The sequence below is a fragment of the Halomonas sp. MMSF_3323 genome (genome assembly GCF_030733595.1).
GTDB classification, from domain to species: Bacteria; Pseudomonadota; Gammaproteobacteria; order Pseudomonadales; family Halomonadaceae; genus Halomonas; species Halomonas litopenaei.
In genome coordinates this window covers 15,743-37,545 of record NZ_JASHIT010000027.1, presented here as the reverse complement: position 1 = coordinate 37,545, position 21,803 = coordinate 15,743, and the positions used below count along the sequence as shown (strand labels likewise).

Below are 21,803 nucleotides of genomic sequence, written 5' to 3'. Positions count from 1 at the left end.
AGGGCGGCCCTGAGGGCGCGCCCGAGAACAAGCCTCGGGCCGTTCAATCAGGCCAGGCGCTGTTCGATCTCCTTCCACAGGCTGGTGTAGGCGCGGCACGCTGGGGTATAGGGGGCAAAGTGGCGTACTGGGGCGCGCTCAAGCCCCATGCGCTCGACCGCACTGGCCGCCGGGATGACGCTGGACAGCCGCAGCGGCCAGCGCTTGCCGAAGCTTTCCATCACCTCGCGATGCATGGTGCGGCGCCGATCGGCCAGGGTGATGAAGGGCCACAGCGGGCAGACCAGATCCTGGTCGTCGAGGAAGGTCTCGAGTTGCTCCAGGGTGCGTAGCGAAAGGGTGGAAGGCACCACCGGCACCAGCAGGGCGTCGACGCTGGTGAACATGTTCTCGGACATGTGGGACAGCGTCGGTGGGCAGTCCAGGATGACCAGATCGTACTCGTCGCGTACCTTGCCGAGGATCTGACGCAGATGACTGGAGCCATGATGCTCGAGCAGCTGGTCCATCTCGCGGGAGTCCAGCGAGGCCGGCAGCACATCAAGGCCATCCACGTTGGTCGAGCGGATGACCTTGTTGAAGGCCGCCTTGCCTTTCACCAGCTTCTCGACGCCACCGCGGATCTTGGGCTTGATCTTCAGATAGAACGTCGTTGCCGCCTGGGGATCCAGGTCCCACAGCAGCACCCTGTGGCCACAGGCGGCGGCTTCGCAGGCTAGATTGACCGCCGACGCCGTCTTGCCCACGCCCCCCTTGATGCTGTAAAGCGACAACATCCGCATCGCAATTCGCCCCGTGAATTTGATGAACTAGAACAACGACTTTAGCACAGCTTTGTGCAGTGAATGGCGTTGTTCGCCAGGGGATATTGACGTTGTTTTGTATACGGTCTTGGTAGTCGCTGCAACAACAACCTTTCTTGATTGAAGTTCTGGGCGCTGAAGGTTGGGCGCAGAGGGGCTGGGTGCTGTAGGGCCGGATAGTGAGGGGGCGGTGTCCTGTCAGCGCTTGACCAGGCGCCTGACGCGCTGGATGGCGAGACCGGTCACCACCAGCTTGCGACCCCAGCGAGCCAGTCGGCCGGGGTGGCGCAGCACGGGAATCAGCGCCGTGCCGGCGGCAAGCAGGGCCGGCGTGCGATAGCGACTGAGGGCCTGCCAGCCGGCGTCGATGCGCTCTCCGGCAAGATGGAAACGGCGCGAGGCCAGCAGGATGTCCAGCCGCTGCTGTTCGATGGTGGCCTCGAGTTCGGCCTTGCGCTCGGCGCGAGAGGGGCTCGCACGGCGGTCATCGCGGCTCATGGCATTGCTCCCTGACGTGTCGGCAGAAAGATGGCGGCTCATCGACGATGTGGCTCATCGACGTCCGGCCGCATCGATTCTTCGGCAAGCTCTCGATCCAGGGCCAGGTGCTTCAAGGTGCTGACCAGCAGCGTGCGACGACGTGCCAGGCGCATCGCCGCCAGGGCCAGCCCCACGCCTCCTGCCAGAAGTACCGCCGCGCATACGGCGATGGCGGTAAGCCGGAAGGAGTTCCAGAACAGCACCACGACGAAGGCCGTCAGGGTGGCGATGCCGAGCATCAGCAGCACCATGCTCAGCCCCAGCAACAGGGCCAGGGTTACCAGTCGAGCGCGTTCTTCCTCGAGTTCCAGAACGGCGAGACGCAGGCGCGTCTCGCCGGTGGCGATCAGGGTCGAGAGGACCCGCTTGCCCGCCCCGAATAGCCGTTGTGCCGGTCCTTGGCTGTCTGCCATCAGCGCCGCCCGATCAGCATACCGACGATGCAGCCGACGGCAGCACCGATGCCGATGCTCTTCCAGGGGTTGTCGTGGACGTAGCGATCACAGGCATCGACCTGGTCGGTGACGCTGTCGCGGGTCTGACGGTAGACGCGCTCTCCAGTGGCTTCGAGGCGAGCACGGGTATCCTTCAGTCGTGCCTCTGCCTTGCTGCGCCATTCCTTGACGGTCTCGCTGGAGTCGTCGGCGGTGGCGCTCAGCAGGTCTTCGAGGGTGCTCGACAGCTGCTTGAGGTCGTCCCTGAGTTGCTCGGTGGAGGCGCTGGAGCTGCTGGTGTCCGCGTCGCTTGCCGCGCTCTTGGCGTTGGACTTGCTGGCGGTGGTGCTGGAGCTTCGTGTAGCCATCGTGTCTTCCTTTGACGCAGGTGGATTAACGGTACCAAAAATGAATCTTTACCCGTTCATGCTCGCATCAGAATAGCAGTCACGGCAATGGCCGGCGGCCGACCGTGCAAAGAAGCACAATTGGCCGCCGCCGGCATCACGGATTGAAGCCGCCCGCCGAGAACAGCGGGTTCATGCTGAAGCCGATACCCAGGCGATTGACGCGCTCGTCGTAGTCGATAAGGCTCTCGCCGTAGCCATAGTAGTACTGCACGTGGCCACGCACCTTGCCGAACAGCGGCCAGGAGTAGTCGAGTTGGGTGCCGTAGTTGCCTTCGTCGGGGTTGCCGCGCATCAGCAGGCTGGCTTCGTGGGTGTCGAACATCTGCCGGGCCACGGTGACGTCGGCATAACCCACGTAGTCCTCGATGTCGGGGTTGTCGTCATCACTATCGTCTTCCGGGATGCGCCAGAACGGCGAGACTGCCAGCGCCCACTCGTCGTTGATCCAGGAAGTGGTGCCGATGACCCGGTTCCAGCTGCGAGACAGCGGGTCCGAGCGGCCGTTGGACTGGTGATTGAGCGAGATGCGGTTGTTGACGTTGGTCCAGCCCCACAGGTTGGTGTCGTTCTGGAAGTCGATGAAGAACTCAGGCTCGTAGTTGGTCTCGCGAAACGGCGAGGACTCGTCGCTGTTGTAGGCCTGCCACCAGCTCTTCTGGGTGTAGGCGAAGTAGAGGTCTGCGTTGTCGAATAGCACGTCCTCGGCGATGTTGAACTTGGCACTGAACTGAAACTTGAGTTCGGTGTTGTCCATGTCAGCATCGTCTTCACCGGCACGAAAGGCGCCGGAATTCGGGTTGGTGTTGTAGCTGATCGGCAGGATGTAGTTGCGCCGGTGGGTGGTGATCGAGAACGGGTTGCTCTCGGACTCCTGCTCCAGCTGACGACGCTCCTCGACGGTCTCCTCGATGGGCTTGCCCGAGGCACGTGCAACGATCTCCTCGGAGGCGGGCAGACCGGTGGTGTCGGGGGCTTCGGCGTTGACCGTCGATGAAGTGCCGGCGCTACTGACGGCCACGGCCTGTGCACCCTCGCGCTGGGCCTCGTCATCGTCGAGTTCATTTTCCAGCTTGGCGAGCTCAGCCTTCAGGGCCTCGATACGCGCCTCCTTGGCCGCGCGCTCGGCGTCGGTCAGGCCGCCGTCGGCGACGGCCTGTCCACTGATGGCAAGCGCCAGCAGGGAAGGGAACAGGGAGGAACGGACGGCGGGGCGGGTCATAGGGTGAATCCATTCGACAGGTGGAGGCGTTGTTCTACCATGGCGGCGCAGCGAGTCAACTTCGTGGAAGAATCTTGCACTGGATTGCCATACTGACACACTGGGTTGAGAATCTCGCCTCCTCCACGCTGCGACAGGAAGTTCTCTTAAGATGCCCAGCTCGCCTTCTTCGTTGTTCCGAATACTCCCCCTCTTGCTGGTGTTGCTGCTGTCTCTGCTGTCGGTATCTGCGGTGGTGGCCCAGGAAGCGCCCGAGAAGAGGCTGCCGGACAAGCAAGAGCTGCAGTCGCGCCTTGACGAGCGCGTCGCCAATGCCAGCGATCCGCCAAGCGCCACGGCGCAGGAAGAGATCGATGCGCTGTCAGAGGCGATCGATGCGGTGGAGAAATTGGCCGAGGTCGAGCGTGACCTGGAGAGTCTAGAGCGGCGTATCGAGGAGGCACCCGAACGGCTGGCGGCGCTTGAGGAAGCGCTGCGCCAGAGTGAAGAAGGCGAGTCGCACAATCTAGCTGAGCTCGAGGGGCTGAAGATGCCGGCCGTCGAGCAGCGCCTGAGCGACGCCACCCGAGTGCTGCAGTCGACCCAGGATACCCTGACCAGTGTGCAGAGCCAGTTGCTGGGGGCCCAGACGCTGCCGGAGCGGGCGCAACAGGCCATCACCGAGGCCAATCGGGAGATGGATGAGGCGAGGGTCAAGCTCGAAGACCTCAATCGTCGTGACGTGCCGGAAGATGCCCCCTTGCGGGTGGCGGCGCGGGCGCGCCAGGCTCTGGCCGAGGCTCAGCTCGAGCTGCACCAGCGTCAGCTCAATACCAATACACGTATGCGTGAGGTGCTGCAGCAGCGCCTCGCGCTGTTGAAACTGGAGGCGGCAAGCGAGGAGGCCTGGGTCTCCGCGCTGCAGGGTCGGCTCGATCGACTGCGCCGCGAGCAGACCGAGCGGGCCATCGCCGAGGCAGTACGCGATGAGCCAGAGGCCATCTCACGGCATCCGGTGATTCAGGCGGCCCAGACCACCAACCGTCAGCTCTCCAAGGACTTGCTCAACGCCACCTCGCGAGCCAACGATCTGGTGCGTGACGGACTCGAAGTGCGTCGCCAGCTCGAACGGGTGCGTCGCCTGCAGCAGGGGCTGACCCAGAACATCGAGGCGGTGCGCGGCAGTGTACTGTTGTCGCGCATCCTGCGTGAGCAGCGAGGATCGCTGCCCGAAGTGCAGCCACGGCCGGGCCTGCGTGACGAGATCGCCGATGTACGCCTGGCGCAGTTCGAACTCGACAGCGAACGCGACGCCTTGCGCTCCCCGGAGGCACTGGCAAGGGAGGTGTTGGCGCAGGCCGAGGTGGACGAGCCCGAGCCCCTGGTGGAGCCGCTGGTGCAGCTGTTCAATTCTCGGCGTGAGCTGATCAGCCAGCTAGAGCCCACCTACGGTCAGATCCTCACGGCTGCCATCGATATGCAGCTCAACCAGCAGCAGTTGCTCGACATCAGTGCGCAGTTGCGCACCAGCATCGACGAACAGCTGTTCTGGGTGGCTAACGCCAGGCCCATCGATCTCGGCTGGCTGATGAAGATCCCCCAGAACCTGATGATGGAGTGGCGGGAAGGCGAGTGGCGCCAGATCCTGCCTCACAACTGGCGCTGGCCGGGGCCTGGTGCCTGGGTAGCGGTCCCGGTACTGCTGGTGGTGTTGCTGCTGCTGGCGCTCAGGCGCGCGATCATGCGTCGCCTGGTCACCCTGCACGACCAGATCGGTCGACTTCGCTACGATTCTCAGCTGCATACGCCCAAGGCGGTGGCATTGAACGCCCTGGTGGCCGCACCGGGACCGCTGTGCCTGGTGGCCTTCGGCCTGCTGTTGACCCTCGGTGGCTCCGAGGTGGCAGCGGATGTCGGCTACTCGGTACTGCAGCTTTCACTGGCCTGGGGCGTGGTCGCCTGGTCGCGTCGCCTGCTGGTCAGCGACGGCGTGGCGACACGTCATTTCCACTGGCCGGTCAAGTACGTGGGCAAACTGCGCTGGTGGCTCTTGTGGCTTGGCGTCAGCATGGCGCCGGTGCTGCTGATCGCGCCGCTTGCCAGGGACGCTGCGGTGACCTTCAACCAGCGCCCGCTGGGGCTCGGACTGTTGCTGCTGGGGCTGATTGGGATGAGCGTGGCGCTCAGCAAGCTGATCATGGCCCACACCCCCTTCTTCGGGGTGAAGCTCTTTCGTCTGGTGCTGGGGCTGGCGCTGGCGATGGTGCCGGTGGTGCTGGGTGGTGCCGTGCTTTATGGCTACGTCTACTCGGCGTTGAGTCTGGTCAGCCGCTTCGTGATCTCGTTGTACCTGCTGGGCGTGTGGATCCTGGTCGAGGCAGCGGTGGTCCGCGGATTGGCGGTGGCTGCCCGACGCCTGGCCTATCGTCGTGCGCTGGCTCGCCGGCGAGCCCTGGCCCAGGACGACAACGACCGTGGCCTCGATATCGTCGAAGAGCCGCCGCTGGATATGGAGCAGGTCAACCAGCAGTCGCTGAGGCTGTCCAAGCTGCTGCTGACCATCGGCTTCGCCGCCTTGCTGTATCTGGTCTGGACCGATTTCCTCGGGGTCATCGGCTACCTCGACAACGTCACCCTGGTGGAAGGCGCCACCGGAGAGGGTGGCGAGGCGCTGGAGGACAACCTGAGTGTCGGCGACGTGCTGGTGGCCTTGTTCATCGCCGGGGTGACCATGATGCTGGCGCGCAACCTGCCGGGTCTGCTCGAGGTGATGGTGCTGTCGCGCCTGGAGCTCAAGCAGGGCAGCGCCTACGCCATCAGTTCGCTGTTGTCCTACACCATCGTCGGCACCGGTACGGTGATGACCCTGGGCGCACTCGGGGTGTCATGGGCCAAGTTGCAGTGGCTGGTAGCGGCTCTTGGTGTGGGTCTCGGTTTCGGTCTTCAGGAGATCTTTGCCAACTTCATCTCGGGTCTGATCATCCTGTTCGAGCGGCCTGTACGCATCGGCGACACCATTACCCTGGGCAACCTTACCGGTACGGTGAGCCGGATTCGTATCCGCGCGACCACGGTCACCGACTTCGATCGCAAGGAGATCATCATCCCCAACAAGACCTTCGTCACCGACCAGCTGATCAACTGGTCACTGTCGGACAGTGTGACGCGGGTGACGTTGAAGTATGGGGTCAGCCACGACGCCGATCGCAGCCTGGTGCATCGCCTGCTCGAGCAGGCCGCCGAGGAGAACGAGCGGGTGCTGTCCGACCCGCCCCCCGAGATCTACTTCATGGCCTACACCGCCAGCACCATGGAGTACGAACTGCGCATCTACGTGAATGCCCTGGGGGATCGACTGCTGGCCACCGACGAGCTCAACGGCCGCATCGGCGACATGTTCTCCGAGCATGGCATCCGTATCGCCTTCGACCAGCTCGATGTACACATTCGACGCTCGGGGCAGCGCGACGTGTGGAAGGGCGTGCATCGGGTCAAGGGCGACCCTCAGGAAGGCCATCCGCCCCCCGGGGCCAAGGGTGACCCGGGTGACGTCGGTATCGGGGATGGCGGCGGCAGCGATGGGGGCGGAGACGCCGGCGGGCGCTGAGGGCGACCGACCGCGGTCGCTGGCGAAAGGCTACATGGTCTGCTGTAAGGCCTGCTGCATGGCATGTCGCACAGCCCGTTGCATGGCATGTCGCATAGCCCGTCGCATGACACGTCGCACAGCCTATCGCTAGCGCCGGCGGGCCTGTAGCAGAAACTCGCGATTGCCGTCGCCACCAAGGATCGGACTTTCCTGCCAGTGCAGGATCTCGAAGCCGACCGAGGCGCAGCAGTCGCGGATGCGCTGCTCGACCTCGGCGTAGCGGCGTGGGTCGCTGACCACGCCTCGCTGATCCACCGCACCAGGCCCCAGCTCAAACTGGGGCTTCACCAGAGACAGCAGCAGGGCGTCCCGTGCCAGCAGCGTCGCCAGCTCCGGCAGGATCAGCGTCTGCGAGATAAAGGACACGTCCATCACCGCCACCTCCGGCCGACCGATTTTCTCCATCAGCGTCGCCAGTTCGCGGCTTTCGCTAAGGTGGCGGGCGTTGAGCCCCTCCAGACAACTGACGCGGGCGTCGCCCCGCAGGCTATCGTCGAGCTGTCCGTGGCCTACCTCGATGCCGATGACGTGGCGCGCACCGCCGGCCAGGGCGCAGTCGGTAAAGCCCCCGGTGGATTGGCCCACGTCCAGCACCAGGCGGCCGTCCAGTGACAGTTCCAGCGCCGAGAGCACTGCTTCCAGCTTGAGTCCGGCGCGGGAAATGTAACGCTCCTCCGGGTCCTCGGCGACCACCAGAGCGAGGTCGTCGGGGCACTTCTCCCCGGGGCGTGTCAAAACCTTGCCGTCATCCCGGCGGGAGACGCGGCCGTGGCGGATCAACCGCTGGGCGCGGGTGCGAGAGCGAACCAGGCCCTGGCTGACGAGGAGTTGGTCGAGACGTGGCATGGGGTGTTCCTGTGGCGCCTTGGTCGGGCCGTCTGGAGTTCAAGCAGAAAATGCCGGCGCATTATGCCACGGCGAGGCCCCTGTGGGGGCGCACACCAGCCTCCACCGCTTTGAGCCGGCTATCACCACCCTTCATCACATCCCGTCAGTTACTACTCGCTAACCTGTCGTTTGCCGATGGTAAGCGCTCGTCCCCTTTCAACATCGCCTGGGCTCTCACACCGTAGGGAGACTATCCAGTTTTAGCGCCACCTTCCGGTCGAAATGGCCAGGATCGCAGGCTATGCTAAAAACCAACAAGCTTACTTAGGATTGCACAAGGCGTCAGGTTCTGTGCGGAGTTGCGACAAGTGGCGGCGTGACAAGCAGTACGGCGAGGGAATGCTGATCGAACGACGGAATCAGGTGACAAGCCAAAGCCACAACCTTGGCTGCTAATACGTCATGTCACACCACGCGCAGCACCCAGTCCCAGCCTACCCAACTTGTAATATTTCCCCGCCAGAGAGCGATGACGTCGCCACCGTGATGTTCAGGGAAGGGACTTGCACGGGTGGCATGTCCTCCCGGTAGGGTGCCCGAACGGTTTGTCTCGCCGCTTTCCACCGCTATCTCTCCGCCACCTGATTTACAACGACTGATTGCCCTGTGGGGGAGGCCAGCAAGGGTCTCCTGATGGGGCCGCAGCGCTCGTACTAAAATGGATTTATACACAGTATATCTGGCTGCACGCCGAGGGCCGGCAGGGAATGCTGAAAGTGGGTGCTCACCTAATGCGCATAGTCTCAAGGTTTTGGTCGGAAAAACAAAAGGATAGAAAAAAACCTCGAAGCAATATGCGGCACGGTTATCGGAAAAAATGAGCATGCACGTTTTCAGATTTCGCGAATTGACGGAGAAGTGAAACCACCCGTGGGATTTCAAGTAGATAATCGGGGGACTTTGCGGAACTAGTCGCGGAAAATTTGAGCACGCCTACGATTAAAAATGTTAGGTATCAGTGAGTAGTCTTATGTTAAAGGGTCATTGCTTCTGCGGCAATATAATCTACGAGGCTGGCCATTCACCCAGCTTCGAAACCAATTGCCTCTGTTCTATTTGTCGCCGTACCAGTGGAGCTCCACTCGTCACTTGGTTCACGGTGCCAATTGAAGACTTCCATTTTATTAGTGGCAGTCCCTCAATATTTAAGTCTTCCGCTCATGGTACTCGTACATTCTGCCCAGACTGCGGTACACCACTAACCTTCAGTTCTACTGAATCACCATCGTCTATTGATGTTACCACCTGCACCTTGGATGACCCTGAGAATTTACCACCAAAGGACTTAACTATGGCTAAATATAAGTTGTCTTGGTTTCAACTAGGCGATGATTTGCCTGTTTACCTAGAGGGGCATGAAGGTGAAGATACCTAACAAATCAATCAACTCGGACATGCTTACGCATGCCGGTTATCTCAGGCGTTAGGCCGCACGGATGCGTACTGCTCACTGGAGGCAATGAATGGCCACATACAACGGTGGTTGCCTATGTGGTGCCGTTCGAATTATGGCATCAGGCCAGCCTTATCGCGTCGGCCTGTGCCATTGTCTTGACTGCCGCAAGCACCATGGTGCCCTCTTTCACGCTTCCGCCGTTTTTCCCAGAGACGCAGTCATGATCGATGGCGAGACCAGAAACTATGAGGAGCGTCATTTCTGCCCACAATGCGGCTCATCGGTCTATTCGTGCAGCGCAGATGAAATCGAGGTCAATCTAGGTTCGCTGGACTTTCCTGATCAACTAACCCCGACCTACGAACTCTGGACGAGCCGTCGAGAGTCTTGGTTGCCGGCGTTTCCATCTGTCCGGCGCTACACCCAAGATCGTGACCCCACGAGCCGTGTTGAAGAATAGGCCGCCGATGAATCGTCGCGCTTCTTTTCACAATCATCAAAGGTTGAGCCGGTGCGGCCTAACCAGTTGCTGCAGGGGACGTTTGACCCGACACCCGCTTGCTATCGCAAAGCGCAAATGCCCCTGAGTTCAGGTGTTAGGCTCCATGAGCCACGGAGGAATTGAGTGGAAATCAAGTGTATTGCAGGCTTTGCATCAATTACCAAAGACCCTGCGGCAAGTACGTCCTTGTATGAGGATGCGCTAGGTCTGCCGCTAGAAAAGATGGACGATTATCGTTTCATGGATAAATTCCCAGGAGCGAATCATTTCGGGGTATGGCCCCTCGCTATGGCGGCCCAATCTTGTTTTGGGCAGGAGGAATGGCCTGACCATGTTCTTGAGCCGACAGCTACAATTGAATTTGAGTTGGCGGACGCAGCTGCAGTGGAAGCGGCAGTGAAAGAATTGAAGGAAAGGGGGCAGGAGTTCGTTCATGAATCCCGGGCTGAACCCTGGGGGCAGACAGTTGCAAGGTTTATGAGCCCCGAGGGAGTGTTGGTAGGTCTGAGTTATGCGCCATGGCTTCATGAATAAGAGCCTAACCATAGCATCAACGCGGACTGGCTTTTCCGGTGACGCTGAAAAGCCAACCGGTTACGCTGGGCGTTATGCAGAAGGAGAGTGACAATGCAGTGTCCAAAGTGTGGATCTTTAAAGATTGACAAGCGGAATTATGGAAAGCGAGCCGGGGCTACCATCGGGGGGATGGGTGGAGCAGCCGGTGGGGCGGCAACCGCCGTTGCTGGCGCTGCTGCAGGAGGAAAGGCAGGTGCGGCAGTTGGCTTGATTGCTGGCCCTCTTGGTGCGGCAGCGGGAGCCTCGATTGGTACAGTGGCGGGAGCTATCGCTGGTGCCTTGGCAGGAGGTACAGTAGGTGCCACGGCTGGAGCGATGACGGGTAGGGCAGTAGACGAGAATATTCTTGATAATTTTAAGTGTTTGAGCTGCGAGCACGCATTTAATGAGGCTTAGTTGCGGTGTGACAAGTGGCTGAAGCCGCAAGAAGGTTGAGCACTTCCCATTCCTTCCATGTTGTGGTCGACATGTCGGTTATCTTTTCGATATGGAGTAAACTCGCCTAACCACCGCGTGAACGCGGGCAAGCTTTGTCGCTGCGCTCCATATTTCGCCGGTACGCTAAACGTCAAGCAGTAGGGGGAATTGTGTACGCGAATGTGTCCCGTTACGGAATCATCCTGAACTCCGAAAACTATTCGGATTGCGTTGCTTTTTATCGCGACCTATTTGGTCTTCCTCTACTGTTCGAAAAAAAATGAGGATGACTTTAAACTATCCTGTTTCGAGTATGGAAGCGGATACCTGATGGTTGAACAGGGGGGCAAGGCGAAGAAGGGCATCAAGTCGCCAAAAGAGTGCAGTTTCAAGTTGCGGTTCAACGTTGATGACCTGGAAGATGCGCTGAGGGAAATTAGGTCATGGGGCATCGAAGCTTCTATTACCGAGAGTGCATGGGGAAGAACCATCAATATCAGTGATCCTGATGGCAACCGAGTTGGAGTTCGGGATGAGTCCGGCTTTGTGCAACAGATCACTGCATAACGAATCGCATCAGTACGGGGTCGTTGGCTGCCACTGAAGTGGCGCCGCTTTGCTCAGCGTTATACGCAAAAGTGGAGAGGTGAATGTCGAAAGAGTTATTTTTTCCAGTTGTGGAAACCGAACGATTGGCACTTAGGCCTATAGCAATTGAGGACGCGGAAAGCCTGCTGGGAATTTTCTCTGATCCTGAGGTTATGCGGTATTGGAATACTGCGCCTTGGGAAACCATTCAAGACGCCATTGACTTCATCAATGCGAGTAATGATTCGATGCGACGTCAAACATCGCTCGTACTTGGCGTATATCTGAAGTCTACGGGTGAACTGGCTGGTAAATGTATGTTGTTCAGCTATGACACGGAATCCAGGCGTGCCGAGATCGGATTTGGGTTGGGTCGCTCTGCTTGGGGAAGGGGTTACATTGGTGAGGCAGGCGAGGCATTGATTCAGTATGGTTTCAATTCATTGGGGCTACGGCGAATTGAGGCAGAGATCGACCCGGACAACCAGTCCTCTGCAAAAGCGCTAGAGAGACTCGGGTTTTCCCGAGAAGGCTTGTTGAGACAGCGTTGGGAAGTCAACGGCATTGTCTCTGACTCGGCGATGTATGGTCGACTGGCAAGCGACCCATCAGCAATGGCTAGCTGAGAATTGCACGTGGCAAGCGCATGATGGCGACGTTAATGAGCTAGACGACCTTGAATCCAGACATTCATGCACCGGCAGGCCCGGCAAGCCGAGTCGGGTGGCGGCGAGGGTAGCAGGTCCTCTGACACCGTGTGTTCGGTGTCTGTTGTGTCTGGACGACGATTCAAAAAGGTTTACACAGGTAGAAGGAAGGGCACTGGCCCGGACTTGGCGGAAGGAAGCACTCTTCCGCCAAGTCCGGGCCAGTGGCGTTTTAGACGCCCTCGTCGGCCTGTAGGCCACCTGCCGGGATGCGGTCGGCGCCCCAGCTTTCCTGAATCATGGCGACGACGCGGTCGAGTTCCTGCTGGTCGACCTGGGCCAGTTCGCCGTGCTCCAGTGGGTCGTAGTGGTAGATGTACAGACGCGAGGCGAACTGCTCGAAGGGCAGAGAGGCCTCGCCAAAGCGCTCGCCGTGGCTGGAGGTGCTGACCTTCACGCCCATGCCCCAGTCCTGGCCGCTATCGTTGTTTGGGTTGAAGAAGTAGATGCGCATCTGTCCCGACGGATCCAGCGAGGCCCGCAACACGGTGATGGCATGCCAGCCGATGAAGCGCCCGGCGCTGTCGGTGACGGCGATGCCGGCGGGTTGGGGGTGGATCAGCGGCTGGTTGCCGTTGTAGTAGGGGTGGTAGCTCGCATAGAAATGGCGCAGGAAGGTGTCCAGGTCGGTGAGCTGGCCGGTGGCCACGTCGACATTGATACGAAACCCGCGTCCTGCCCACCAGCCATGGAATTCCGGGTTGACCCAGCGGTGGGGGTCTCCCTCACGGCCCAGGCAGCGACGCCCCATCTCGGCGTAGATACGGTCCAGATGCGGCACGACCAGCAGCGACACTGGATCAAGGTCCAGCGGCAGGGTCTGTGCGACGCCGGAGATGCTCTCCTGAGACGAGATCGGCTGGCCTTCGAAGTGCATCAGGATCTCATCGTCGCGGGCGGCCCAGGCTACCATCTGCAACAGATAGTCCGGGTCGTTGTATGCCCACATGGAGAGCGCCCGTGCCGACTGGCAGGTCGGATTGTTGCCCTGGCCGACCCCCAATGGAAGGCCCAGCATGCACAGCACTCCTTCCATCAGGCGGGCCCGGTAGGACACGCCATCACCGAAGGCGGCGTGGAGTCGCGCCTCGGACCAGTCGGATAGCTTGAGGCCAAGCTGCCGCCACAGTGCCGGCGCCACCGGTGGCTGGTAAAGGATGCCACGTTCCAGGGTCAGTGCCAGCCCATAGACGGCCTGGGCGGTCTCTGGATAGATGGCGGTGCGCACCATGGTGTGGACCAGATCGCAGTAGCACAGCAGGCAATCGCGGCCGGTGGACGAAAGCCCCAGCGCCTCGGACAGCAGGTTGTCACCAAAGTCGAGCAGGTGGCGCAGCAGCACCGGGTGATAGGGCGACACCAGGCCGGTGTCGTGCATCGCCCTGGCAAAACCGCTGGCTTCGTACTGCAGGCCTCTCGCGTCCATGCTGGCTAGCCGTTCGCGGTAGACCTCGATGCCGGGGTCCTCACGGCAGCCCTGGGTCGGGCCGAACAGCGAGCTGACGAGGCGGTCCGCGCCCTGGCCACTGGCGCCCAGGTCGATCTCGGGGTTGGCCTGACACAGGGCGATCTGGGTGATCATCTGCTTGACCGGATCGACCTGGATCGGGCGCTGCTGCAGGATCCGCCAGATCTCGCTGATCAGCTCGTCGATGACGTGTTCGTAGCCGATGCGCTCGGCCAGGTACTGAAACAGCTGGCGGGGAATCTCGGCCAGACGGCCCTGGGTCTCACGCTCTGCCTCCGACGGGGCGGAAAACAGCAGCGGCAGATTGATCGCCATGACCTGGGTGAGGTAGTGGTGGGCCCCCTCATCGGAAATGAGGTGGTGGCGATAGCGTCCCTTGGCGACTGCCAGCATACGCAACTCGCTCAAGGCCTCGATAACAACCAGCGAACTGTCGGCGCTCTTGAGCGACTGGGTGGTCAGGGAGGGGATCAGAATATGCGGGCTGGCCCAGTCCGATCCCAGAAACAGGCCAGCCTGTTCGAGGGTTTCGGCGCGCTGTTCGATTTCCGCGCAGCCTCCCGGCTGCATCAGCACCCGGCGACAGGTATCGATGACCCGAGGCAGCTTGGCCGGTTTGGCGAACTCCCGGGACTCGCCAAGGCTGGCGATCGCGTCGTCCAGCTTGGTCAGCAGGCCCCGAAGCTTGTCGTTATCCGCGGGGGATGGAGTGTCTGGGTTGGTCACACCGGCTCCTTGTCGTCCTGAAGTTGGCTCCCGGAGGAGTTCCGGCAGCAGTCCCTACATCAGGGGGTCGAGTCGTGTCACGTCGAGCGGACGACGCCAGTATACGCATGCTCGGGCCGCGGCGTCGCCAATCCGGCGGCGCTGCCCCGACGGGGCAGCGCTTAACAGGCAGGCCTAGATGTAGTAGTCCTCGTCTTCCTGTGCCTTCAACAGGTCGCGCAAGGTATGGGCGTCGTCGCCCTTGAAGTAGACCAGGCCCCAGTGGGTACCGAAGGCGGTACGCTTGGTGACGGTCTCTTCCAGCGGCGCGGTCAGCTCGTGTGACTCGAAGTAGGGGTGGTCTTCCACCGACTCCGGGATTTCCAGACGGCTGACCACACGGCGGCGCGGATAGACCCCGAAACAGCCGGCGAAGCCGTTGGCGTCGACCACTTCGCGCGGGAAGAACTCGGCGACTTCCTCGGGCGTGGTCTTGGGGTCGAACACCAGCATGCTGGCCTGGTAGGCGTTGAAGCCATAGACCCGCTCGAGCAGCTCGAACACCTTGAAGCCGGGCGGACGATAGGCCACTTCGCCGAAGTACATCTCGCCATCGCTGGTGACGAAGTACTCGGGGTGGATCAGGCCGAAATCGATGTCGAAGGCCTTGATCAGCTTCTCGATCTGCACGCGGATCTGCTCGCGGTAGCGCTCAAGCTCCGGCGAGGCCGGCACGAACACCGAATAACCCAGGGTCACGTACTCGGAGATGTTGAGAAAGGCGATCTTGCCGTCATGGATCCAGGCCTCCACCGCGAACTCCCAGCCATCCAGGTGGGATTCCATCAGCACCGGAAATTCCTCTTCCGGGATGGTGTCGACCTCGTCGGGTGTACGGATCACCCGGTGGCCAAGGCAGCCAGCCTTGTCGAAGGCCTTGAGGTGGATCGGGTCGTTGGGGTCACCGTCGAGCTTGAGCAGGGTCTGGTTGACCCGCTTGAGGAAGCGGATGACGTCCTGGTGGTCGTGGGCTTCCTCGAAGATGCCGACACGAATACCGCCGAGCTGCGCACGCCGCTTCATCAGGGCCTTGTCACGCAGCAGCAGCGACTGGCCGTAGAGGCGCGGGTTGTCGAGTAGCACTGAGTTGATCGCACCGGCCCACTCCACGGTTTCCTCGAACAGCGGAATGGACACGTCCACGCCCATGTCGCGCAGGGTCTCGGCGATTTCCAGCGAGCGGTCGTTGAGCCGTTCAAAGTTCCAGGAGACGTAGGGGATATCGTGCTGCTTGCAGTAGTCCTCGGCCCAGTCCGGGGCCACCACAACGTAGCGACGGTCGAAATTCTCGGCAGCCTCGATGGCGTTCAGGCTCCAGCCGAGTAGTGCGATGTAGCCTTTGTTGGGATCCTTGTTCATGCAGCGCCTCCTTGGAATGGGCGTTGGTGGGCGTAATGGTGCTGGTTGTTCGTGGTCGTCATCCTCAAAAAGTGACGCCTGGTGAGTATGAGCTCCCAGGCGTTAAGGTGCTTCCACCATACAGCTTCAGTGTAGAAGTCTCACATTTCGAGCGCTGCATGACTGTTGAGGCAAAGTCTACTGGGTTTGCCCTTGTGGCCCGGGCATGACCTTGGTATAGTGCCCGCGTCCTGAGCAAGAGGCTGATTTTTCAGGCCTTGCCCGGTGACGTTTTCAGGCAGTCGACATTTCCTTGTTGTCGAGCTCGCCTTGCTGTGGTGGCCCTGTCGGTCCTCCCGCAACGCTAGACCGCAAACCCCGCCAGGCCCGGAAGGGAGCAACGGTAGTGGTGGACGCGTGTGCCGGGATGTGGCTGTCGGGGCCGCCTCCATTTCAGGCCATGCCTTTGATCCTGCAGGACCTTCTGCCTCATTGATCCCCAGTGGTACAAAGATGCCTGGATCAGTGCGTCCCGTGGCCCGCAACACCCTCCCTTCGTGCAATAGCTGCACACCCTCCAAGCGTTCCAGCGCCAGGCGTCCCAGCGCTCCCTATCTGTTCAGATCCCGTCACGGCATCTGGTACTTTCGCGTTGTTGTGCCGGAAAGGGCGCGGCAAACCGTAGGCAAGACCGAGATTCGCCGTTCGCTAAGGACTCGCTGTCGGCGAGAAGCCATGGTCGCGGCGGCTGCACTACTGCTGGAGAGCCATGAACTGCTGACCCAGCACGCAGCCAACGAGGGCGATGACAAGGCTTGTGGTGGCGTGGTGCCTCTGGCGGCAACGACCAAGCCGACACCGATTCGCAGCGCAGGACCAGCAGCGCCAGCCTATCCGGGCTTATCAGAGCTTCTCGAGAGTTACCGCCGGCATCAGCAACGAGAAGGCGTCAGCTTCAAGACGCTGGAGGTGTTGTCCGGCTATTAAATGAGGCCTCATCTGGGACTAGTTAGAGCCTAGCGCCTGGTCGGATATCCAGGGGCCGCGTCGTCGTCCGGCGGGTATAAACTGCAGGCACTTGACGAAGGTAATAAATGCAAAGTGTCCGCGTAATTGTGGCGTTCGCTTTTTCTTTAATTTAGGAACGTTTCTGCAGGTTGGTTCTGCATATAATCAGCCATCATGTTGTTGCTGCCGGCAGTACTATGATCCCTTGTCTGAGCGATGGCGCAGGGAGCGCTGCATATGTTCAATCCAGGGGATGGAGCAATTTTCGTTGGAGACTACAGCTCGCACGGTGGAAGAGTGGTCTCCGGTCAAGCGAATTACATCGTCCACGGAAAGCAGGTTGCTGTTGTTGGTGATATGGTCGCATGTCCAGTCAAGGGGCATGGTGTCTGCCCTATTGTCGAGGGGCACCCTACCATCACGGTCAATGGTAAATCTGTTGCCTTTGATGGCTGTCATACTGCCTGCGGAGCAACGCTGATCTCTTCCATGAATGGCGTGCATGCACTGGGGGATGATCGTCAGCCTTCCGCACAGGCCTACTACGACACAGCGGTGTCACGACCAAGACAGTATCCTGGTGCTGGAATTAGGCAGTCCTTCGCCAATACGGAACCGGCTGAGGCTCCCTGTAACCATCCTGACCAAGCACTGGACCTGGCTGCGTACATCGTAGACGAGATTCAGCGAAATACCGTGTCCCGGCCAGGCCGGATGATGTCAATCTGGAACGGGCAGAGCAGAGTGCTTTTCGTTGAAGGGTTCACCAAAGAGCTGAATGGCATGAGCGGCGAGTATCCCTCGCTGGCGAATATCCGTAACTTCCTGATGCCAAAAGTTCCTAGTAGGGCATTCGCTCTTGCCCTGTGGACGTTGATGGTGAGGGAAAGGGCTGATTGGGATCATAAAAGCAGGATCAGCAATAATGAAGATGGTGATTTCTCATCACTCGGTAAGTCCTCCTACCGATGGCACCACAAATACGGTGAATATGAGTACTACTACGATATCTGGGCGAATATCCACTACGGCTACGTCAGCCTGTACTGTGGCTTTTCTGAAGGGCTGATGCTGGAAGGTGCAGGACTTGAGCAGGTGGGCTCCGACACTCTGCATGATGACCAGGACGTCACTTATAGATCGGAGATTCCTGGTTGGTGGCTCAGTCTGCGTAAGTTTGACGATGTGACAGATAACCTCTCAGTACGTTTAGGGTTCGAGCTATACCATGAATATCCTGAACCTTCCTCACTCACGGCTGACATCGTGATGCAGAAAGTAACCTCAGCGCCTTACCCAATAAGGGTGGCTTCAAAAGTACGTCACGACTGTGCATTAGCCAGAAGCCGGAGAATATAAACAATGAAAAAGAGAGTCGTCGGGGGTGTCGTACTGCTGCTTGTTAGTAGCCTGTTGGTGTATCTATGGCCAAGACACCCCCCCCGATGACGTCTTGGCTAAGATGGAAGGGATACTGGTTAAATTGGAAGAGATGTATGAAGGTGAGATGATCTTGATACGGTCGTATAATGCGGAACCTGATGGCCTTGATAGTGAAAGGATTAAATGGATTCGGAGAGAAATGCGGGAGGCGGGGTTAAGTATCGTATCACTTAGTTGTTCTGAACATAGTTGCCTATCAGTTTATGATATTGACAGGGGTTTTATTATCTTTGGTGACTATATTTATTACAAATATGATTCTGATAGCATGACCGAAGAAATAATAGTGGATAGCGTGGAGAAGGCGATAGAGGAAAACACTGAGGTTCATTACGCCTTCTGCGAGAGAACCCAAGTCGAACACTGGTTCTACTGTGAGAACAATCATTGATTGTAGGGATGTAACAAGACAAGGAAGCAACTGATATATTGACAGCACTCACCTACGACATCGAGGACATGCCCTCCTTCAAGAAGACATTGAGCAAGTGGCAGAGCCATAAAGTCAAGTATTACACCCAAAGAGTTGATCTTACCCAGCATTGGTATCCACCAATGCTGGGTAAGATCAAGTAGCCTCAGCGCCTTGTCCAACCAGGGTGGGTTCAAAAGTACGTCACGACTGTGCATTAGCCAGAAGCCGGAGAATATAAACAATGAAGAAGAGAGTCATCGGGGGTGTTGCATTACTGCTTGTTAGTAGCCTGTTAGTGCATCTATGGCCAAGACAACCTCCCGATGACGTCTTGGACAGGATGCAGGGGATACTTGGTAAGCTTGAGGAGATGTATGAAGGTGAGACAATTTTTATATGGCCATATACTGCAGAACCCGATGGTCTTGATAGCGAAAGAGTGAAGTGGATTCAAAGAGAAATGCGGAGATCGTGGCTTGCTCGCGTATCATTAAGTTGCTATAGGAGTAGTTGCCTATCAGTCCATTATGTTGGCAATGGATTTGTTGGTTTTGGGAACTCAAAGTATTATAAATATGTTCCCGATGACCTGCTGTACCTGATTGAAGAAGTAATGGTAGAGAGCGTTGAGAAGGCAATAGAAGAGAACACCGAAATTATTTACGGCTTCTGCGAGATAACCGAAGTCGAACACTGGTTCTACTGTGAGAACAATCATTGATTGTAGGGATGTAACAAGACAAGGAAACACCTAATATATTGACAGCACTCACCTACGACATCGAGGACATGCTCTCGCTCAAGAAGGTATTGAGCAAGTGGAAGATCCATAAGATCAGGTATCACACCCAAATAGCTGATCTTACCCAGCTTTGGTGTCCACCAAAGCTGGGTAAGGTCAAGTAGCCTCAGCGCCTTATCCAATCAGGGTGGCTTCAAAAGTGCGTCACGACTGTGCATGAGCCAGAAGCCGGAGAATATAAACAATGAGAAAGAGAGTCATCGGGGGTGTCGTACTGCTGCTTGTTAGTAGTCTGTTGGCGTATCTATGGCCAAGACAACCCCCCCGATGACGTCTTGGTTAGGATGCAGGAAATATTAAGCGAACTTGAAGAGATTTATGATGGCCGATACATACGGGTCATGCCATTTTTCACTAAACCTAATAATGGTCTTAATGGTGAAAAGGTCAAGTTGATTCGCAGAAAATTACGTGAAGCTGGGATTAACAGTGCATCATTAAGTTGCTCAGAACGCAGGTGTTTATCAATATACTCGATTAACAGAAGTTTTAATGTTTTCCTAAACTATAGGTATTACGTCTATGACTCAGGCGACCTGCTTGAAGAGGTAATAGTAGATAACGTCGAGAAGGCGATTGAGGAAAACACTAAGGTTCATTACGCCTTCTGTGAGAGAGCTGAAGTCGAACACTGGTTCTACTGTGAGAACAATCACTGATTGTGCCGATGTAACAAGACAAGGAAACAACTGATATATTGACAGCACTCACCTACGATATCGAGGACATGCCCTCCCTCAAGAAGACATTGGGCAAGTGAAAAATCAGCAACATCAAGTACTGCACACAAGTAGTACAGTCGAACATACCATGATCTTCCAAGGTCGTGACCCTATACGTCAACGTAGTTGTCTGTGGCGACCATCTCGCCTGTCCCTGGTTCCCTTCCCGTCTTGGGTGGTCGGGGAGGTGATCTATCTTGTCTTTGATCTGGTGAAAGAGTTTTGGCGTCGCCTCGGGGTTGTCCCTGAAGATATATTCAACAATCCAGGATGCGTCTTCACGCGCCAAGACTGACTACTCAATCTTCACCATTGCGCTTGCTCTGTATCATGGCCTGGATATGGCTCATTTCATCATCGTGTGGGACGCCTTGGCGTGTATCAGCCGGCGCTTGATTGCCTTTGCAATACTTCGCCCAGCATGGTCTCGAACACCCGTGGCTCAAGTGTCTCATTGGCTGATATGGAAGGCACCGTGACGCTTCGCCTGAGCGGGAATGAGGCAATAAGGTTCTGTTGGGGGGCGAGGATGTCAGACCTGGGAGCGGAGGAGTAGGGGGCTATCGCAAGATAGACCGGGATCCAAGGGTGGTTGGCCGCAGCAACGGCGGCAAGCAGTGTGTCGTCCGTCAGATGCGCCGCCTGCGCTGCGATACCAGGAACTTCCTGTTTACACAGCGGAGCGCCTTGCTCGGCGCCCCTACCTGTCTTTCTCGTCTCGGCTCTTCCTCGCCCAGGCGGATACTGCCTTGCCTAGCGGATCTCGCGATCCAGGGCAAAGTAGTCATCGGACTTGAGTTTGGCGATTTCCGCCGAGAGGGTGGATTCTTCGTTGCGCGACAGCAGCACGCTGGCGACGGCGCTCAGTGAGCACAGCACCTCCTTGCATTCGGTGCGGGTGCGCTGGATCGACTGTCGGGCCAGCAGCAGGCACATGGCCTGGGCGCGGGCAGGGCGTTTGATCAGGGTGCCGTAAAGGTTACCGATGACCACGCCGCTCAGCTCCTGGTCCTGGATCTCCCGGTTGTCGTACTCACGGTAGAAGGCTTCTTCCTGGCCGTCGGGGATGAAGTAGTGGATGAACTCCTTGTAGTCGGGGTCGTAGGCGATGCTGCTGACGGCGTTGACCAGCTTCTTTTTCAGGGCGGCGTGCTCGGGATCCTGCTCGTCGACCTTGGCGAGCCGGTCGGCAATCTTGACCGCGCCTTCCAGTTCACGCAGCAGGTGGGCGTAGCCTGAGTTGATCTCGTCATGGCAGCGGGCGATATCGTCGAAGTCGCTCTTGATGCTGGCGACCATGCCGTCGCCTTCGGGCAGGCTGCCGAGGACCGGGAACAGCAGGTACTTGTGGACGTGGCAGCTCTCGTAGTAGCGCGAGACCTCGTCCTTGAACGCCTGCAGGTATTCGCCGACCTCTTCCAGGTAGTCGTCGTTCTGCTCGATATGCCGCTGAACCGCATCCACACCATCCTGTTTCCACAGCCGGTTGAGGCGTCGTTCGATCTTGCCGGCGTTGGTGATCATGCTGTTGAAGTCTTTTGACAGCTGTATGGTGGTTTCCTGGACCTTGGTCACGGCGATGGCGCGGGCCTGGTCATTGATGCCGACCTCGCGAGCCATGCGCCGCTGACGGTGATTGTCCAGCGTCCAGGACACGAAGGCACCGAGGATCGCCAGGCTGGTGGCGATGTCCACGCCAATCGATAGGTTGTCCACTGCGTTGTCTATCCTTTT

Annotated in this window: 18 protein-coding genes and 1 other RNA gene; 10 read left to right on the top strand and 9 right to left on the bottom strand. The window is 58.6% G+C overall.

The features are described 5' to 3' along the window. Nucleotides 1-47: 47 nt before the first annotated feature. From RBB39_RS14360 to RBB39_RS14340, 5 genes are all read right to left on the bottom strand, one after another. Nucleotides 48-782, bottom strand: coding sequence for a ParA family protein (locus RBB39_RS14360; protein WP_045993312.1), 735 nt, complete (start codon nucleotides 780-782; stop codon nucleotides 48-50). Between the two features lie 219 nt (nucleotides 783-1,001). Continuing rightward, the gene (locus tag RBB39_RS14355; protein WP_045993311.1) at nucleotides 1,002-1,301 is read right to left on the bottom strand and encodes a YqjK-like family protein; all 300 of its coding nucleotides are present in this window, start codon (nucleotides 1,299-1,301) and stop codon (nucleotides 1,002-1,004) included. A 38-nt stretch (nucleotides 1,302-1,339) separates the two neighbouring features. Then, nucleotides 1,340-1,756: a phage holin family protein gene (locus RBB39_RS14350; RefSeq protein WP_045993310.1), complete on the bottom strand. Its 417-nt coding sequence runs from the start codon at nucleotides 1,754-1,756 to the stop codon at nucleotides 1,340-1,342. After that, a complete protein-coding gene (locus RBB39_RS14345) occupies nucleotides 1,756-2,145 on the bottom strand; it encodes a YqjD family protein (protein WP_045993309.1) in 390 nt (129 codons plus the stop codon). Before RBB39_RS14345 ends, RBB39_RS14350 begins: the two co-directional genes overlap by 1 nt. A gap of 136 nt (nucleotides 2,146-2,281) precedes the next feature. Then, nucleotides 2,282-3,406: a phospholipase A gene (locus RBB39_RS14340; protein WP_045993308.1), complete on the bottom strand. Its 1,125-nt coding sequence runs from the start codon at nucleotides 3,404-3,406 to the stop codon at nucleotides 2,282-2,284. A 151-nt stretch (nucleotides 3,407-3,557) separates the two neighbouring features. Between RBB39_RS14340 and mscK the strand changes: the two genes are divergently transcribed. Beyond that, the gene (gene mscK / locus RBB39_RS14335) at nucleotides 3,558-6,992 is read left to right on the top strand and encodes a mechanosensitive channel MscK (protein ID WP_045993307.1); all 3,435 of its coding nucleotides are present in this window, start codon (nucleotides 3,558-3,560) and stop codon (nucleotides 6,990-6,992) included. A gap of 129 nt (nucleotides 6,993-7,121) precedes the next feature. Here the strand turns inward: mscK and RBB39_RS14330 are convergent, their stop codons facing one another. Continuing rightward, nucleotides 7,122-7,880 carry a TlyA family RNA methyltransferase gene (locus RBB39_RS14330; protein WP_045993306.1) on the bottom strand — a complete coding sequence of 253 codons (759 nt, stop codon included), beginning with the start codon at nucleotides 7,878-7,880 and terminating at the stop codon, nucleotides 7,122-7,124. A gap of 1,012 nt (nucleotides 7,881-8,892) precedes the next feature. On the opposite strand from RBB39_RS14330, the gene RBB39_RS22780 reads away from it, so the two are divergent. The 5 genes from RBB39_RS22780 (at nucleotide 8,893) to RBB39_RS14310 (ending at nucleotide 12,027) form a co-directional block, all read left to right on the top strand. Then, nucleotides 8,893-9,297: a GFA family protein gene (locus tag RBB39_RS22780; RefSeq protein WP_083970458.1), complete on the top strand. Its 405-nt coding sequence runs from the start codon at nucleotides 8,893-8,895 to the stop codon at nucleotides 9,295-9,297. An 88-nt stretch (nucleotides 9,298-9,385) separates the two neighbouring features. Continuing rightward, nucleotides 9,386-9,778 carry a GFA family protein gene (locus RBB39_RS14325; RefSeq protein WP_083970457.1) on the top strand — a complete coding sequence of 131 codons (393 nt, stop codon included), beginning with the start codon at nucleotides 9,386-9,388 and terminating at the stop codon, nucleotides 9,776-9,778. Between the two features lie 165 nt (nucleotides 9,779-9,943). Beyond that, the gene (locus RBB39_RS14320; protein WP_045993305.1) at nucleotides 9,944-10,354 is read left to right on the top strand and encodes a VOC family protein; all 411 of its coding nucleotides are present in this window, start codon (nucleotides 9,944-9,946) and stop codon (nucleotides 10,352-10,354) included. Nucleotides 10,355-11,143: 789 nt separating this feature from the next. Next, the gene (locus RBB39_RS14315; protein ID WP_204248958.1) at nucleotides 11,144-11,380 is read left to right on the top strand and encodes a VOC family protein; all 237 of its coding nucleotides are present in this window, start codon (nucleotides 11,144-11,146) and stop codon (nucleotides 11,378-11,380) included. Nucleotides 11,381-11,463: 83 nt separating this feature from the next. Then, the gene (locus RBB39_RS14310; protein WP_253028338.1) at nucleotides 11,464-12,027 is read left to right on the top strand and encodes a GNAT family N-acetyltransferase; all 564 of its coding nucleotides are present in this window, start codon (nucleotides 11,464-11,466) and stop codon (nucleotides 12,025-12,027) included. 253 nt (nucleotides 12,028-12,280) lie between these two features. Here the strand turns inward: RBB39_RS14310 and RBB39_RS14305 are convergent, their stop codons facing one another. Further along, entirely contained in the window at nucleotides 12,281-14,302 is a 2,022-nt protein-coding gene (locus RBB39_RS14305) for a hypothetical protein (protein WP_045993196.1), read from the bottom strand. 174 nt (nucleotides 14,303-14,476) lie between these two features. Continuing rightward, nucleotides 14,477-15,700: an acetyl-CoA carboxylase biotin carboxylase subunit family protein gene (locus RBB39_RS14300; protein WP_045993197.1), complete on the bottom strand. Its 1,224-nt coding sequence runs from the start codon at nucleotides 15,698-15,700 to the stop codon at nucleotides 14,477-14,479. Between the two features lie 324 nt (nucleotides 15,701-16,024). Here RBB39_RS14300 and ffs point away from each other — a divergent pair. The 4 genes from ffs (at nucleotide 16,025) to RBB39_RS14280 (ending at nucleotide 19,266) form a co-directional block, all read left to right on the top strand. After that, nucleotides 16,025-16,121: signal recognition particle sRNA small type (gene ffs / locus RBB39_RS14295), an RNA gene on the top strand. A 71-nt stretch (nucleotides 16,122-16,192) separates the two neighbouring features. Beyond that, a complete protein-coding gene (locus tag RBB39_RS22775; RefSeq protein WP_342586440.1) occupies nucleotides 16,193-16,666 on the top strand; it encodes a DUF6538 domain-containing protein in 474 nt (157 codons plus the stop codon). A gap of 258 nt (nucleotides 16,667-16,924) precedes the next feature. Then, nucleotides 16,925-18,046: a PAAR domain-containing protein gene (locus tag RBB39_RS14285; RefSeq protein WP_162197830.1), complete on the top strand. Its 1,122-nt coding sequence runs from the start codon at nucleotides 16,925-16,927 to the stop codon at nucleotides 18,044-18,046. 740 nt (nucleotides 18,047-18,786) lie between these two features. Next, nucleotides 18,787-19,266, top strand: coding sequence for a hypothetical protein (locus RBB39_RS14280; protein WP_157033062.1), 480 nt, complete (start codon nucleotides 18,787-18,789; stop codon nucleotides 19,264-19,266). A gap of 1,556 nt (nucleotides 19,267-20,822) precedes the next feature. Here the strand turns inward: RBB39_RS14280 and RBB39_RS14275 are convergent. Next, nucleotides 20,823-21,785, bottom strand: coding sequence for a hypothetical protein (locus tag RBB39_RS14275; RefSeq protein WP_045993201.1), 963 nt, complete (start codon nucleotides 21,783-21,785; stop codon nucleotides 20,823-20,825). Nucleotides 21,786-21,803: the final 18 nt, after the last annotated feature.